16 protein-coding genes are annotated in these 15323 nt (G+C 36.4%); 12 read left to right on the forward strand and 4 right to left on the reverse strand.

Annotated elements, in window-relative coordinates; translation table 11 throughout:
* The first annotated feature begins 166 nt into the window (after positions 1-166).
* Positions 167-367, forward strand: coding sequence for a cold-shock protein (locus BUB96_RS04030; protein ID WP_073296789.1), 201 nt, complete (start codon positions 167-169; stop codon positions 365-367).
* Positions 368-740: 373 nt separating this feature from the next.
* Here the strand turns inward: BUB96_RS04030 and BUB96_RS04035 are convergent, their stop codons facing one another.
* Positions 741-1649: a nuclease-related domain-containing protein gene (locus BUB96_RS04035; protein ID WP_084136822.1), complete on the reverse strand. Its 909-nt coding sequence runs from the start codon at positions 1647-1649 to the stop codon at positions 741-743.
* Between the two features lie 324 nt (positions 1650-1973).
* On the opposite strand from BUB96_RS04035, the gene BUB96_RS04040 reads away from it, so the two are divergent.
* The 11 genes from BUB96_RS04040 (at position 1974) to BUB96_RS04090 (ending at position 13400) form a co-directional block, all read left to right on the forward strand.
* On the forward strand, positions 1974-2936 hold the full coding sequence (locus BUB96_RS04040) for a metal ABC transporter solute-binding protein, Zn/Mn family (RefSeq protein ID WP_073296795.1): 963 nt from the start codon (positions 1974-1976) through the stop codon (positions 2934-2936).
* A 99-nt stretch (positions 2937-3035) separates the two neighbouring features.
* Entirely contained in the window at positions 3036-3692 is a 657-nt protein-coding gene (locus BUB96_RS04045) for a metal ABC transporter ATP-binding protein (RefSeq protein ID WP_234945793.1), read from the forward strand.
* The gene (locus tag BUB96_RS04050) at positions 3665-4468 is read left to right on the forward strand and encodes a metal ABC transporter permease (RefSeq protein ID WP_073296800.1); all 804 of its coding nucleotides are present in this window, start codon (positions 3665-3667) and stop codon (positions 4466-4468) included. The genes BUB96_RS04045 and BUB96_RS04050 overlap by 28 nt, the downstream gene beginning before the upstream one ends.
* A gap of 176 nt (positions 4469-4644) precedes the next feature.
* A complete protein-coding gene (gene purR / locus BUB96_RS04055) occupies positions 4645-5460 on the forward strand; it encodes a pur operon repressor (RefSeq protein WP_073296803.1) in 816 nt (271 codons plus the stop codon).
* 108 nt (positions 5461-5568) lie between these two features.
* Positions 5569-6948, forward strand: a complete 1380-nt coding sequence (gene glmU / locus BUB96_RS04060; protein ID WP_073296805.1) for a bifunctional UDP-N-acetylglucosamine diphosphorylase/glucosamine-1-phosphate N-acetyltransferase GlmU — start codon at positions 5569-5571, stop codon at positions 6946-6948.
* Between the two features lie 24 nt (positions 6949-6972).
* Positions 6973-7974 carry a ribose-phosphate diphosphokinase gene (locus BUB96_RS04065; RefSeq protein ID WP_407639286.1) on the forward strand — a complete coding sequence of 334 codons (1002 nt, stop codon included), beginning with the start codon at positions 6973-6975 and terminating at the stop codon, positions 7972-7974.
* 97 nt (positions 7975-8071) lie between these two features.
* Entirely contained in the window at positions 8072-10042 is a 1971-nt protein-coding gene (locus tag BUB96_RS04070) for a S9 family peptidase (RefSeq protein WP_073296811.1), read from the forward strand.
* 392 nt (positions 10043-10434) lie between these two features.
* On the forward strand, positions 10435-11166 hold the full coding sequence (locus BUB96_RS04075; RefSeq protein WP_073296914.1) for an amino acid ABC transporter ATP-binding protein: 732 nt from the start codon (positions 10435-10437) through the stop codon (positions 11164-11166).
* A 12-nt stretch (positions 11167-11178) separates the two neighbouring features.
* Positions 11179-12072: a transporter substrate-binding domain-containing protein gene (locus BUB96_RS04080; RefSeq protein ID WP_073296814.1), complete on the forward strand. Its 894-nt coding sequence runs from the start codon at positions 11179-11181 to the stop codon at positions 12070-12072.
* The gene (locus BUB96_RS04085) at positions 12069-12719 is read left to right on the forward strand and encodes an amino acid ABC transporter permease (RefSeq protein ID WP_073296817.1); all 651 of its coding nucleotides are present in this window, start codon (positions 12069-12071) and stop codon (positions 12717-12719) included. Before BUB96_RS04080 ends, BUB96_RS04085 begins: the two co-directional genes overlap by 4 nt.
* A gap of 12 nt (positions 12720-12731) precedes the next feature.
* Positions 12732-13400 carry an amino acid ABC transporter permease gene (locus BUB96_RS04090; RefSeq protein ID WP_073296820.1) on the forward strand — a complete coding sequence of 223 codons (669 nt, stop codon included), beginning with the start codon at positions 12732-12734 and terminating at the stop codon, positions 13398-13400.
* A 75-nt stretch (positions 13401-13475) separates the two neighbouring features.
* On the opposite strand, the gene BUB96_RS04095 is transcribed toward BUB96_RS04090, so the two are convergent.
* The 3 genes from BUB96_RS04095 to BUB96_RS04105 are packed head-to-tail and all read right to left on the reverse strand — an operon-like array spanning position 13476 to position 15309.
* Positions 13476-14606, reverse strand: a complete 1131-nt coding sequence (locus BUB96_RS04095) for a sodium ion-translocating decarboxylase subunit beta (protein ID WP_073296823.1) — start codon at positions 14604-14606, stop codon at positions 13476-13478.
* A 15-nt stretch (positions 14607-14621) separates the two neighbouring features.
* Positions 14622-14993 (reverse strand): biotin/lipoyl-containing protein, encoded by a 372-nt coding sequence (locus BUB96_RS04100; protein WP_073296826.1) that lies wholly within the window; start codon positions 14991-14993, stop codon positions 14622-14624.
* A gap of 16 nt (positions 14994-15009) precedes the next feature.
* Positions 15010-15309 carry an OadG family protein gene (locus BUB96_RS04105; protein ID WP_073296829.1) on the reverse strand — a complete coding sequence of 100 codons (300 nt, stop codon included), beginning with the start codon at positions 15307-15309 and terminating at the stop codon, positions 15010-15012.
* Positions 15310-15323: the final 14 nt, after the last annotated feature.

A 15323-nucleotide genomic window follows, 5' to 3' on the forward strand; every position in this document is an offset into this window, starting at 1 on the left:
AAAAGAAAAACTATTTCCGAAAAACACTTGCTTTTTAAAAAGAACATGGTATACTATTATTTGCATGTTGTTAGAGACCAAGAAAGAATATGTAATGTATTTCCGAATCGGCGCTTTAAGCAATAAATGTAAATAAATGTGCTGTAAGCACGAGGAGGATTTTAACATGGAACAAGGAACAGTAAAATGGTTTAACGCAGAAAAAGGTTTTGGCTTCATCGAACGTGAAGGCGGAGACGATGTATTCGTACACTTCTCAGCTATCGAAGAAGAAGGATTCAAAACTTTAGACGAAGGCCAAGCAGTTACTTTTGACATTGAAGAAGGCAATCGCGGACTTCAAGCAGCAAACGTACGCAAAGCTTAATTTAAATTAACCTTAAAATAAAAGCAAGGACAAGAAGAAATTCTAGTCCTTGCTTTTTTCATATCTAAAAAGGTTAAAAATCGAATTTTCATAAAATAGATTTTGCTACCCTAACAAGTGAGCGTAAAATTGATCCTTACTTGTAAGGGTAACGGGTCTATCCTCACAAGTGAGTGCAAAAATAGATCCTACTTGTAAGGGTAACAGGTCTATCCTCACAAGTGAGTGCAAAAATAGATCCTACTTGTAAGGGTAACAGCTCTATCCTCATAAGTGAGTGCAAAATTAAGCCCGACTTGTAAGGGTAACGGCTCTATCCTCACAAGTGACCGTGAAAATGAGCCCGACTTGTAAGGATAACCTTTTAAAAAAGTCAGTTTTTGTAATAAGTCATTGGTCCATTAGAATACTTGGTCATTTTTTGACTTAGTACTCTTCTAATTCTAGGTTTCGTATATTTGCCTCGGCACCATTCGAAAATCTTCTGCACACTTATTGGAACCTCTGGAAAAAGTACTTGAAATTCCAATACACTTCGATAAATGGCATCAGCGATTTTTTCTATATGTCCGCATGTAGTACAAATACGTTTTTCCCTTGTATCGGTGTGTGCAAAAGAAAAACATTCTGGACATAAAATCCCCTTTTTTAAAGAATCAAAACCATAAGAAGGTAAATTATCGGGGCGATAATTTCCATTATGCTGATTAGCCAGTGCTTGTGCTAGCTTTTTATCTTGAGCATTCACAGACTGATTTGCGTTCGTTAAGGTCTTAAAATGACGCTCGAGCTGACCTACAAAAAGAATGGATTTTGTTAGTGGAAGATTGTAAATATAAAAATCTGAATTTATAAATACAACGTAAGCCTTCGTTTTATGAAGATATCCATTATTTAAAAGCCAATTGTTTAAATAAGCTTTTTTCCGATTGACTTGATCGACTGGGTTTTGCAGACTATAGCCATTCTTCGAAAAAAGAGAGCCATTTTTATAACAGTACTCTCCGGTATAATTTTTGACTTCATAAATAATCAGCTGCTTATTCAAAATGAGGATAGAATCCATTTGGTAGTGCGTTTCCTTACTACTTAAAAATAAGTCATTTACGACATAGCCGTTTTGCTGCGAATGGTTGATTAACTGATCGAAAAGCTGTTCGCCTTGAAATCCTTTCATTTGATTCTGGTATCGCCTGTTATCCTCAACAGATAATCCCATTCGATAGTTTACAGACTCTAAGACAAAATGATTGATGGATTTGACACGTGGTTTTATTAACATGATTTCACTCCTTAGATAATTCTCCTATTATTAATATTTGCAAAAAAACGCCATTTTCTTTTATTTTTTTGAAAATAATTAAAAAAAGTTTTAAAAATTACATAATTACACAATCTCATCCTTTTATTAGAAGGAATCATCAGTCTTTATTTTTTCGCATCTCAAGTCCTTTCCGCTCTTTCAAAACCATGAATGAAGTTTCATATATAAAAGCATTGACACCTTTTTTGTTTATCGTTAGAATGTAAATCGTAATCATTACGATTTAAGAACTTAACGATATTTTTTATTTTCAGATAAAATTTTAATAAAGGGGTTTGTTGAATGAAGAGATTTTGGAAATTATTTCTGTCAGTGAGTGTCATTCTTTTGTTTGTAACAGCTTGTTCTGAAGAAGCAACACCTAGCACTCATTCAGATTCTGATCAACTGCATGTCGTCACTTCAATTTTTCCGATGTATGAAATTGTCAAAGAAGTAGCAGGAGACCGAGCAGATGTTTCACTGATGGTCGGAGCGAATGAAGATGCCCATCATTATGAACCCAGCGCGCAAGCTGTAGCAAGTGTAAACGAAGCGGATATTTTTGTTTACGGCAGTGAAAACATGGAGTTTTGGGTAAGCTCTCTTTTGGATGTTGTAGAAAATGACGTCCTAGAGATTGTAGAATTTTCAAAGGGGTTAGACTTAGAGCTAGAAGAATCGGATCATTCCGAAGCATTGGAAGATTTAGAAGATCTAGAAGAACATGGTCATAAACACGACGATGTAGACCCGCATTTTTGGTTGAATCCGCTGAATATAAAGGATCAGCTTCCTTTAATTGTAAATGCATTGACTGCAGCAGATCCTGAAGGTGAAAAAGATTATACGGAAAATGCTGAAAAATTTAGCCAATCTTTAACGGACTTAGATCAGGCTTATACAGAGACCTTTCTAGATGCCAAGCAACGTACCTTTGTTGTCCAACATCAAGCTTTTGGGCATTTAGCAGATCACTACGATTTGGATCAAGTGGCAGTTGGCGGTCTATCAACAGAAATCGAAATAAGTCCACGAGCCCTAAGTAAAATTATAGATTTTGTAAATGAACAAAGTATTCCTGTAATTTATTACCAAAGTGGGGATCAATCAGCGACGGCGGAAGCCATTGCGAAAGAAACGGGAACGGAAATTACTGTTCTTTATGATTTGGAAAGCAAACCAGCTGATTTAGAGAGTGAAGAGAATTTATATTTAGAAGCGATGATTAAAAATTTAGAAGAACTCAAAAAAGCTATTCGATAATTCAATAGAAGTTAAATAACGTACATTGTAGAAATGAGGATTGAAAATTTGCCAGACGTAAAAAATATCAAATCTAAACATTATATAGAAGTTAAAGATATGTCTTTTAGTTATGAAGATGAACCAGTGTTGTCGGATATTCATTTTACAGTGGATCCGGGAGAATTTGTGATGCTAACTGGAGAAAATGGTGCGGCAAAAACGACCTTGCTAAGAAACATCTTAGGTTTACTTCATCCAACAACTGGAGAAAGTCGTATTGCTAAAGAAAATGCGAATGGAGAAGAGTTAAAAGTGGGCTATGTTCCTCAACAGGTTGCCTCTTTTAATATTGGCTTTCCCAGTACCGTATTAGAGTTAGTTGAATCAGGGCGGTATCCACAGAATCGATGGTTTAAGCGTTTAGATAAAAGGGACAAAGAGCATGTCTATCGAGCTCTTGAATCTGTAGGTATGTGGGAAATGCGACATAAAAAGATTGGTGAGCTTAGTGGGGGGCAAAAACAACGTATTTCATTAGCGCGCACATTTGCGATGGATCCTGATTTATTTGTATTAGATGAGCCGACTACTGGAATGGATTCGAGCTCTCGCGAAAAATTTTATCAATTATTAAAACACAATACAACGGTTCATAATAAAGCCATTTTAATGGTAACGCATGACCATTTAGAGTTGCGGCCTTATGTTGATAAGCATATTGAATTGTTGAGAAAGGAGAATTCCCCTTGGAGATGTTTTTCTATGGATTCATGAGACAAGCGTTTCAAGCGTCTTTTTTAATTTCATTAATTGCACCTATATTAGGCTTGTTTCTCATATTAAGAAGCCAAACCCTCTTAGCGGATACTCTTTCACACATTTCATTAGTGGGAGTGGCTTTGGGACTGTTGTTGGGAATTTCACCAACATGGATGAACCTTTTAGTTGTTGTAGTGGCTTCTGTTTTACTGGAGTATCTTCGAAGCGTGTATAAATCTTACTCGGAAATTTCGATTGCCATGATGATGTCAGGAGGGATGGCTCTTGCCTTGGTGTTAATGAGTTTTAACGATAGCAGTGCAATGAGTTTAAATAATTTTTTGTTCGGTTCAATCGTTACCATCACAAATGAGCAAATTTGGTTTTTATTAGGGATTACCATTGTGATTATTTTATTGTACATCTTCTTCAAACGGCCCATGTTTGTGTTAACTTTTGATGAAGAGACAGCTTTTACAGCAGGGCTTCCGATTAAAGCCATGTCTTTAGCCTTTAATATTATTACAGGAATGACCATCGCGATTATGATGCCTATTGTGGGAGCCTTACTTGTGGCCGCTATTCTAATTTTACCCGCCGCTATTTCGATGCGTTTGAGTAAAAGTTTTAATGGGGTGATTTTAATTGGGATTTTAGTGGCAATGTTTGGCATGTTTGGAGGATTAATTACTTCTTATTATGTAGATACCCCGCCAGGAGCGACCATTACGCTTATTTATTTGGCAGTCTTTTTTATCATGATGCTCGGAGAAAAAGCTTTTAAAAAATAAATTAAAATAAGAAAACTTCTAGGATAATCTTAAACAAATATTTTAGAAGTTTTCTTATTTTTTAAAATTAGCAGTTTAAATGTAAGCGATTTAAATACGAACAAAAGATATAAAACAATGTACAAATATTTATTTGTTCGGTATGATAAGGGTAAGAATAGAAATGGAGGTCTAATATGAAAGTTAGAAGAAGTGAACGTTTGGTAGAAATGGCAATTTATTTTCAACAAAATCCAAATATAACGACCCCGTTAAACTATTTTTCGGAAAAATTTCAATCAGCTAAATCAAGTATCAGTGAAGATTTGACTATTATAAAAAATTCTTTTGAAGAAAATAGTATGGGAAGTTTAGTGACGTATGCGGGAGCACGTGGAGGCGTTCAATATAAACCGTATTATGAAACACAACAACTTGAAAAAGAAATCCTAGCTTTACAAAATGAAATCAATGGCTCAGAAAGGTTATTACCTGGAGGCTATATTTATACGTCAGATTTATTAAGTGATCCAAAATGGTTAAAAAGAATCGGAAAAGTGATTGCGTCCAAATATATTACAGAAGAAATTGATACCATTATGACGATTGCAACAAAGGGAGTTCCTATCGCACAAGCTGTTGCATATAACTTAAATGTTCCCTTTGTTATTGTTCGTAAATCCTCAAAAGTAACGGAAGGACCGACTGTTAGTATTAACTACTTGCCTCGTTCTTCTTCGGAACAAGTAGAAAAGATGGAACTATCTAAAAGAAGTCTAAAAGAAGGTTCGAAAATTTTAATTATTGATGACTTTTTACGAGGTGGTGGTACAGTCACTGGTTTAGAGAGAATGGCTGAAGAGTTTAACTGTGAAGTCGTCGATTCAGTGGTCTTTTTAGAACACAATAGTAAAGTATCCGTGGAACACTATCATTCTCTACTTCGAGTGAAGTCAGTGAATGAAGAAGAAAACACAATCGAAGTTGAGACGGGGAATTTTCTTTCCCTTTGAAAGGTTATTGAAAAAAGCTCTTAAATCCCTTAAGATATAGTTACAAATTTAGCTTTTTTAAATTTATCTAAAAAATATATTATTGTATGGGAGTTAGGAGAAAAAATCATGAAAAAACGCTATGTCGTTGTCTTGGCTGCTGGTCAAGGTACACGCATGAAATCCAAGCTGTATAAAGTCATGCATCCGATTCTAGGTCGTCCGATGGTTGGCCATGTAGTGGAAGCTGCTTTGGGTGCAAAAGTCGATCGAGTGATTACTATAACAGGCTTTGGTGCGGGTGTCATTAAAGATTATCTTGGAGAAAAAAGCGAGTTCGTTTATCAAGAAGAACAACTAGGTACCGCGCATGCCGTTGAGCAAGCCAGAGACCTTCTAGAAGGCAAAGAAGGAACAACCGTTGTTCTTTCAGGAGATACTCCTTTATTAACTGCAGAAACGATTGCGGATTTAATGGATTTCCACGAAAAAGAAGAAGCAAAAGCGACTGTATTAACAGCAATGGCTGATGATCCTTTTGGTTATGGACGAGTTATTCGTGCTAAAGATGGTTCTGTTGGTAAAATTGTTGAAGAAAAAGATGCTTCAGAAGAGGAACGATTGGTACGAGAAATTAATACGGGAACGTATTGCTTTGACAACGAAGCGTTATATGAAATTTTAAATCAAGTAGATAACAATAATTCTCAAGGCGAGTATTATTTACCAGATGTAGTTGAAATTTTAAAAGAAAATAACGAGATAGTAAGTGCGCATACATTAGAAAATATGGATGAATCTTTAGGAGTTAATACGCGTGTCGCCCTATCACAAGCAACCAAGGTTATGCGTGAACGAGTCAATACTCAACATATGGTCAATGGAGTAACCTTGGTGGATCCAGAAAACACCTACATTGAAATGGATGTTGAGATCGGAAGCGACACGGTCATCGAACCGAATACTTATCTCAAAGGGAAGACGATTATCGGCGAAGATGTCTTTATTGGAATGAATACGATGATTCAAGATTCAACCGTAGAAGACCATGTCGAAGTTACACAATCCGTTATTGAAGATTCCATTATTCGCTCGAAAGCAGATGTGGGTCCTCATAGTCACCTTCGGCCAAAAAGTGATATCGGCGAAGAAGCCCATGTTGGAAACTATGTTGAAATTAAAAAAGCAACGATTGGGAAAAAGACAAAAGTTGGACATCACACCTATGTAGGAGATGCCGAAGTTGGAGAAAATGTAAATATTGGTTGTGGAGTTGTGTTTGCGAACTTTGATGGTAAAGATAAATCAAAGACAATAATTGGAGATGACTCCTTTATTGGAAGTAATTCAAACTTAGTTGCACCAGTTAGTCTTGGTGAAAAGAGTTTTGTTGCGGCTGGTTCTACAATAACAGAAGAAATCCCAGAAAAAGCGTTAGGAATTGCTCGAGCCCGTCAAGTGAATAAAGAAGGTTTTTACACAGATTATTTTAAAGATGAAGATAAATAGTAAAAAAGAGTTCATAATTGGAGGATATCTATGGATAAAAAAGAAACACGCTTGAAGTTGTATTCATTAAGTTCGAATGTTCCTCTAGCTGAAAAAATTGCTAGTTATTTGGGAACTGAATTAGGAGAACTTGACGTAAATACATTCAGTGATGGTGAAATAGCGATCAGTATCGAAGAAAGTATTCGTGGGGATCATGTATTTATCGTTCAGTCTACTTCCTACCCAACGAATGATAATTTGATGGAGTTATTAATTATGATTGATGCACTCCGTCGCGCAAGCGCAAAAACAATCACGGCGGTTATTCCTTATTATGGTTACGCTAGACAAGATCGTAAAGCACAACCCCGTGAACCGATTACTGCCAAATTAGTCGCAAACTTACTCACAACTGCAGGTGCCGACCGTGTAGTAGCTTTAGATTTACATGCAGCACAAATCCAAGGGTTCTTTGATATTCCAGTGGATCACTTACTAGGTGCTCCGCTACTTGCTAGCTGGTTTTTAGATCGAGAACTTTCAGGTAGCGATGTCGTTGTCGTCTCTCCAGATCATGGTGGAGCAACACGTGCTCGAAGATTAGCAGAGTTTTTAGACTCTCCGATTGCGATTGTGGATAAGAGACGTCCAAAACCAAATGTCTCTGAAGTTATGAATATTATTGGGGATGTAAAAGGGAAAAAAGCTATTATTATTGATGATTTAATCGATACAGCAGGTACAATCACCAATGCAGCACAAGCGATTAAAGATGCTGGAGCAAAAGAAGTTTATGTCTGCGGAACACATGGTGTATTCTCAAATCCGGCTATTGAGCGTATTGAAAAATCCGTCATCAAAACAATGGTTATTACAGACTCCATTTACCTACCAGAAGAAAAACGCTTAGATAAAATCGAATTAATTAGCGTGAGCGAATTAATTGGACAAGCTATTGAACGAATTTATGAAGAACGTTCAGTTTCTCCATTATTTTATAGAAAATTCAAGAATAAACAAGAATATAAATTTGATAATGATTAAATTAATGATAAAATGATTAGAAATAAAGTCTTGCGATTGAGTTAAATTCAATCGCAAGGTTTTTTTTAACATTTTTTAGGAGAGGAAGTAGAAATCTATGAACAAACTAACAAATCAAAGCCTTTTCGAGTTAAAAAGCACGACACAACCTGTTGTTGCAGGGAATGCAGCTTTTTATGTAGAAACAGAAATAAGAGAAGAGGACAATCAATATTTCTCATCCATTTATCGCGTAGATTTAAAAACAAAAGCACGCACTTTATTTGGGGATAGCGGTAGCATGAATACCCAAATCAAAGTTTCAGGAGATAAAAAATCACTCACCTATCTTTCTAATCATACAAAAGATGACAAAATGCAACTCTTTGCCATTCCATTAGATGGAGGAGCCGCCAAACAATTAACATTTGAAGAAAATGGAGTCAGCAATTACCATTGGTTAGAAAATTCTCAAACCGTTTACTACCAAACAAATATTAAAAAAGAAGAAGAAGAAAAAGAAGAAGACAAAAAAGACTATCCAACCAAGAGAGCCTTCACAAAATTAAATTATAAAGCGGATGGAAGCGGACCTCTACCAGAAGATCGCTTGTACCAAATCAAAAAAATAACCACTGAAGAACCAGAAACGGAACCTGAATTAATCGTCGAAGAAAATCGTTCTTTGACTCTTTTATACGTAGCCAAAGATGAATCCTATTTGTTATATTTTGACCGCTTCGACCCTGAAGACGAATGGGTTTATGGAGGCAGCATCTTCAAATACGACGTCGAATCAAAACAAGCAGCCCTCATCACCGAGCAAATCCCCGGTGGAATTTTTGGTGAAGTTCTCCCTTCGGAAAATGAAAAATATTTCCTATTTACCGGGAATGACTTTGGTTATAAATTTGTAACCAATAATCATGTATATGGCTATGACGCCCAAAGAAAAGCATTAACAAATTTGACGCCAGATTTAGATTATGGTGTAGGTGATTCTTTAAGTGGGGACTTCCAACAAAATGTAGGTGGACCTAATATGTGGTGGCTAGAAGACGGAGAAAGGTTCTTATTTAAGGCAACAGAACACGGGAAAATTACTCTATATCGGGGTTCTGTAGAAGGTGGTTGTAAAAAAATATTCGACCAAAATATACATATTACAGGCCTCGATTTATTAGAGAATAAATCTCAAGCAGTTATTACGTATTCCACATTAACGATTCCAAGTAGAGTCGCTTTATTAGACTTAGAAACAGAAGAAATTACCGATTTATATGATCCAAATGAGAAGTTCTTTCAAGAACACCAAGTTTCAAAACCTGAGCGTTTCTGGTTTAAGAGTGTTCATGATTGGGATATCCAAGGCTGGTATGTCCCACCAGTCGAAGCCATAGAGAAACATCCTGTTGTTTTATATATTCATGGCGGTCCACAAGTCTCTTATGGTGAAACCTTCTTCCATGAGATGCAAGCTCTTGCTGGGGCAGGTTATGGCATTATTTTATTAAACCCTCGGGGTGGAAGTGGCTATGGACAAGAATTTGTGGCGTCTATTTTAAATAATTATGGGGATGAAGATTACCAAGATTTATTAAATGGAATTGATTATGTTTTAGAAAAATATCCTTCCATTGACCCTGATCGTGTCTACGTAGCCGGGGGAAGTTATGGCGGCTTCATGACCAATTGGATCATTACTCATACGAATCGCTTTAAAGCAGCAGTCACTCAACGCTCAATTTCTAATTGGGTAAGTTTTTATGGAACCAGTGATGTGGGGCCTTCCTTTGTAGAATTTCAATTAGGGCGTGATCTGACTGATGTTGAAGGCTTATGGAAAATGTCTCCTCTCGCACACGCTGAAAATGCACAAACACCTTTGTTGGTGCTTCATGGAGAAGAAGATTACCGATGCCCACAAGAACAAGGGGAACAAATGTATAGAGCAATGAAAAAACAAAGAGTAGAAACACGACTAGTAACCTTCCCTCAATCCAGTCACGGCTTATCCCGAGAAGGATTGCCTAATCTGCGAATGGAAAGATTGGAAGAAATCGTTGATTGGTTTGAAACCCACAAGTAAATAAATTTTGACTAAAAACACTGAGAATTTCCTCAGTGTTTTTAGTTAATGAAAAGAAGAGAAGGTAAGAAATAATAAAAAATTCATTTTTTCTTCTAAATAAAAAGGTATAATAGAGAGAACAGTCAATAAAAAGTTAGAAAAAGATCTCCTAATGTAGTCATTTTATTTTGAAAGATCCTATATAATGCTATTCCGCTCTTATCAGTAAGCTGTAAAAATAAATTAGAAATAAGTGTGAACATTATGATATACTTCTAACGGACTATTTTTTAGATGGTCTTTTTATTTGTGTATAAGAGCACAAATAAAAAAGTTTTTAAGATGTCTATAAACTATATTTTTAAAAGTTTGAGGGTATCATTTTATAAAAGGAAGTGAGTATTTTGAGTATTATAGAATTTAAAAATGTGAATAAATATTATGGAAAGATGCATGCTCTAAAAAATATTAATTTAACATTTGAAGAAGGAGAGGTCACTACTCTGATTGGTCCATCCGGATCAGGAAAATCGACATTACTCCGCTGTATTAATGGCCTTGAAAAAATAACAGATGGACATTTACACGTTTTTGAAAGGGATATTGCGGATTCAAATACGGACATTCGTCTGGTTCGCCAAAAGATTGGAATGGTTTTCCAACATTTTGAATTATATCCACATATGACAGTTATCCAAAATGTTACTTTAGCTCCTATGAGAGTTTTAGGTTTATCTGAAAAAGAAGCTATTGAAAGTGCCGAAAGATATTTAACTCGCGTTAATATGTGGGATAAAAAAGATGCTTATCCAGATAATTTATCTGGAGGACAAAAGCAACGAGTAGCTATCGCAAGAGGTTTAGCAATGACGCCTGATGCCATGCTCTTTGATGAGCCCACTTCAGCTTTAGATCCAGAGACCATTGTTGATGTATTAGATGTTATGAAAGATATTGCCCAAAAAGATGGCATGACAATGATTGTCGTTACTCATGAAATGAACTTTGCGCGAGAAGTTGCTAATCGAACCATCTTTATGAAGGATGGAGAAATTATAGAAGATCGACCAAGTGAAGAATTCTTTGAAAATCCAAAAGATGAGCGGGCAAGAAACTTTATCAATCAAGTTTTCGCTTATTAAGGAGGGATTTAGATGAAGTCTATAAAGCGTATTGCCTTAGGGATAGGTTTGTTGTTTTTCACCTTTATTATGACAGGGTGTGGAGAAGCGGCAGCGGATGTTGATATTGCTGAACGCATAGATGAACAAGAAACACCGATTCTAAATTGGGGAGTAAAAGCAGATACCAATCTTTTTGGTTACTATAATATTGAGTCCGGTGAGGTTGAAGGTTTTGATATCGATATTGCTAAAGCCCTCACCGAAGAGATGACAAATGGAACAGGTGAGGCGAAATTTGTTGAAGTAACCTCAAAAACACGGATTCCTTTATTGAAAAATGGAAAAATTGATGGAATTATCGCAACAATGACCATTTCAGAAGAAAGAAAAAAAGAAGTCGACTTTAGTGATGTTTACTTTAACGGAGGACAATCTCTATTAGTTCCCGAAGATTCTGAAATCAATGATATAGAAGATTTGACAGAAGACCACACGATTTTAGCAATTAAAGGGTCAAGCTCGACTCAAAATATGCGCGAATTAGCTCCGCAGGTCAATGTTTTAGATTTAGAAAACTATGGTGAAGGTTTTGTTGCCCTACAATCCGGTCAGGGAGATGCTCTAACAACGGATAGTGCTATTTTATTAGGGATGATTGATACAAATCCTGATTATCGACTCGCTGGGAGTAATTTTACAGATGAACCTTATGGTATAGCGATTAATAAAGGACAAGAAAATTTTCTTGACCGATTAGAAAAAGCACTAGAAACGATTCAAGGCAATGGAGTATATGATGAAATCTATGATAAGTGGTTTGGAGAGATCTTACCAGCTGATTCTCCTAATACTGCAAGTACTTCAACGACAGGTGCAGCCAACAACGCTCCTGAAAATGAAGGAGAAAGTGGGGATAATCAATGATTGGATTATTGGAACAATACTGGCCCTTATTATTAGAGGGATTTATAAATACATTGATTGTGAGTATTATCGCGTTATTGAGTAGCCTAATCATCGGAACTATTATGGGGATGCTACAACTATCTGCCAATAAAATAGTAAGAACTATCGTAAATATTTATGTTGAGTTTTTTAGAAATATTCCATTATTAATTACTGTAATGTTTTTTTACGTGGTTGTTCCTATGTATTGGATGAATATTTCTGGTTTTGCCGCTGGAATCATTGGCTTAACAATTTATACCTCTTCCTTTATTGCTGATAATATTCGGGCAGGTATCTTAACCGTGCCTGCTGGACAAATGGAAGCAGCCCTTTCACAAGGTATGAAGCAGATTCAAGTCATGCGTTACGTGATTTTACCACAGGCTATTCGCATTGTCTTACCTCCACTAGGAAACCAATTTATTAACTTAGTCAAGAATTCATCTGTTTTAGCAATGGTGACGGGACTAGATCTGATGTATTATGGTGACTTTGTCGCTATGGAAACATTCAATACATTCGATACGTATATTTTAGTGGGACTGATCTATTTGGTAATTACTTTACCCTTAACTTTTGCGACAAGAAAATTGGAAGCGAAGTTAGGCGTAAATGATAATTAAGGAGGAGATGAAATGAGTTTTTCTGAAGCTTATTCATGGATAAACATTCAATTTTTATTAGAAGGACTCCTTATTACAGTAGAGGTTGCCTTTTATTCAATTATTTTTAGTGTCATTTTAGGGTTTATTTTAGGAATCATTCGTTACTTTGATATTCCCGTTATTTCAAAAATTACAGGCTGGGTAGTAGATATTATTCGAAATCTACCTTTGCTACTTATTATTTTCTTTACTTACTTTGCCTTGCCAGAACTGGGGCTTAGTTTAGATGTTTTTTGGTCTGCGGTTGCTGCGATGACTATTTTTGAAGCCTCAATGATTTCGGAGATTTTACGAGGGGGATTAAAGGCAGTTCCTAAAGGACAAACAGAAGCGGGACTTGCTTCAGGTTTAACTCGAATAGAGGTCATGCGGTATGTATTGTTACCTCAAGCCGCTAGAGACACTTTGCCTTCGGTAGTGAGTCAATTGATCGCATTAATCAAAGATACTTCTTTAGCGACCATTATTACCTTACCTGAATTAACTCACAATGCCCAAATTATTTATGGACAAGATACAGCTTATGTGATTCCAATGTTTGCTGCTTTGGCCTTTTTCTATTTTATTATTTGTTTTGCTTTATCTTTATTTTCAAAATACCTCGCAAGAACAATTGCGTTTAGAGCGAGTGAACTGTAACTTAATTTCTGGAATAAAAAAAGTCTGGTGATAACCAGACCTTTTTTAATACCTAAAATGAATAGTTTAAGCAAATTAACCAAAGAAACTAATCAAAATTCCAGCTGCAATCGCAGAACCAATTACTCCTGCAACATTTGGACCCATAGCATGCATTAATAAATAATTATTTGGATTGGCTTTAATTCCTTCCACTTGGGATACGCGTGCGGCCATTGGAACGGCAGAAACTCCTGCTGACCCAATGAGTGGATTGACCTTTCCACCGGTTAGTTTGTACATTAGTTTCCCCATTAATACCCCACTTGCTGTCCCTATAACAAAGGCGAAGAGCCCTAATGCGATAATGATGAGAGTATTTAGAGATAAGAGCGTTTCTGCATTAGCGGTAGCGCCCACTGAAATACCCAATAAAATGGTAATAATATACATCATCGAATTTTCTAAAGTATTTGTTAGTAAAGGAACAACGCCACTTTCACGAATTAAGTTTCCTAACATTAACATACCAACTAGCGAAGCAGCTGATGGAATTAATAAACCTACAAAAAGTGTCACAACAATAGGAAAAATAATTTTTTCTTTTTTAGAAACAGGACGTGATTGAGTCATCACGGTTTTACGTTCTTTTTCTGTTGTTAAAGCTCTCATAATGGGTGGTTGAATAATAGGAACCAGGGCCATATAAGAATAAGCGGCAATCGCAATGGTCGGTAAAAGATGTTCTGCTAATTGGGTTGAAGTATAAATAGCAGTAGGACCATCCGCTCCTCCTATAATACCAATGGCTGCCGCTTCATTGGGCGTCATCCCCAATGCTAGAGCACCAAAAAAGGCAGCGAATATTCCAAATTGTGCGGCCCCTCCTAAAAGCAAAGTCTTTGGATTGGCAATGAGTGGTCCAAAATCAGTAGAAGCTCCTAAACATAAGAAAATCAGAGGTGGAAAAATACCCAGTCCGACGCCTTGATATAAATAATAAAGAAGTCCTCCATTTTCTGTAGCCGTTCCCGGATCCATTAAACCTGCTAAGGGTAAATTCGCTAATAGCATTCCAAATCCAATAGGGATCAATAAGTATGGTTCATATTCTTTAGCAATCGCTAAGTAAATTAAAATAAGGGCAAGGGCGATTACAATTCCTTCTTGAATGGTCAAATTGAATAACCCAGAAGTTGTAATCAGCTCATTAATCACATTAATCATTGAATTAGCAACCTCCTATAAGGTAAGAAGTACTTGGTCAGATTCTACCCGGTCATTTGATTGAACATAAATCTCGCTAACAACGCCATCAGTAGGAGCGACAATTTCATTTTCCATTTTCATCGCTTCTAAAACGATTAGTGTATCTCCTTGAACAACCTCTTGTCCTGCTGAAACTTGAACACTTAAGATCGTCCCTGCCATAGGAGCTGTCACTTCAGTTCCGTCTCCTATTGGTGCTGGTGGGGGAGTAGACTCTGTAGGTGTCGATTTTTCAGTTTCAGCTTCTGGATCTGTTTGCTGATTTGACATATCGGCCTCTGCTGAAAGTTCTTTTACAGAAACTCGGTAGACTTCATTATTGATTTCAATTTCATATTTTTTCATAAATATTTCCTCCCGTTTACTTTATTCGTTTGGATTCAACAATTTCAAATTTTTTATTTGGTGCATCTTCTGAAGCTAACACCAAAGCCATTAATTCGGCAACTTGTTGATGCGTTTTGTTTGGTGCCAATGGACTTACAGTTTGTGGTTGGGATGCTGACGGTTGGGTTCCCACAGATTCCTCTACAGGTTCTTGCTGGTTGATTAAAGACGAAAAAATTTCAACCAATCCCCAAATGGCTGCTAACACAACAAAGACAACTAGCATTGACACAATCGTTAATATTAACCCATCCATAATATTAATGGACTCCATTTTATCCCTCCTTC

The organism is Atopostipes suicloacalis DSM 15692, assembly GCF_900129085.1.
GTDB lineage: Bacteria > Bacillota > Bacilli > Lactobacillales > Carnobacteriaceae_A > Atopostipes > Atopostipes suicloacalis.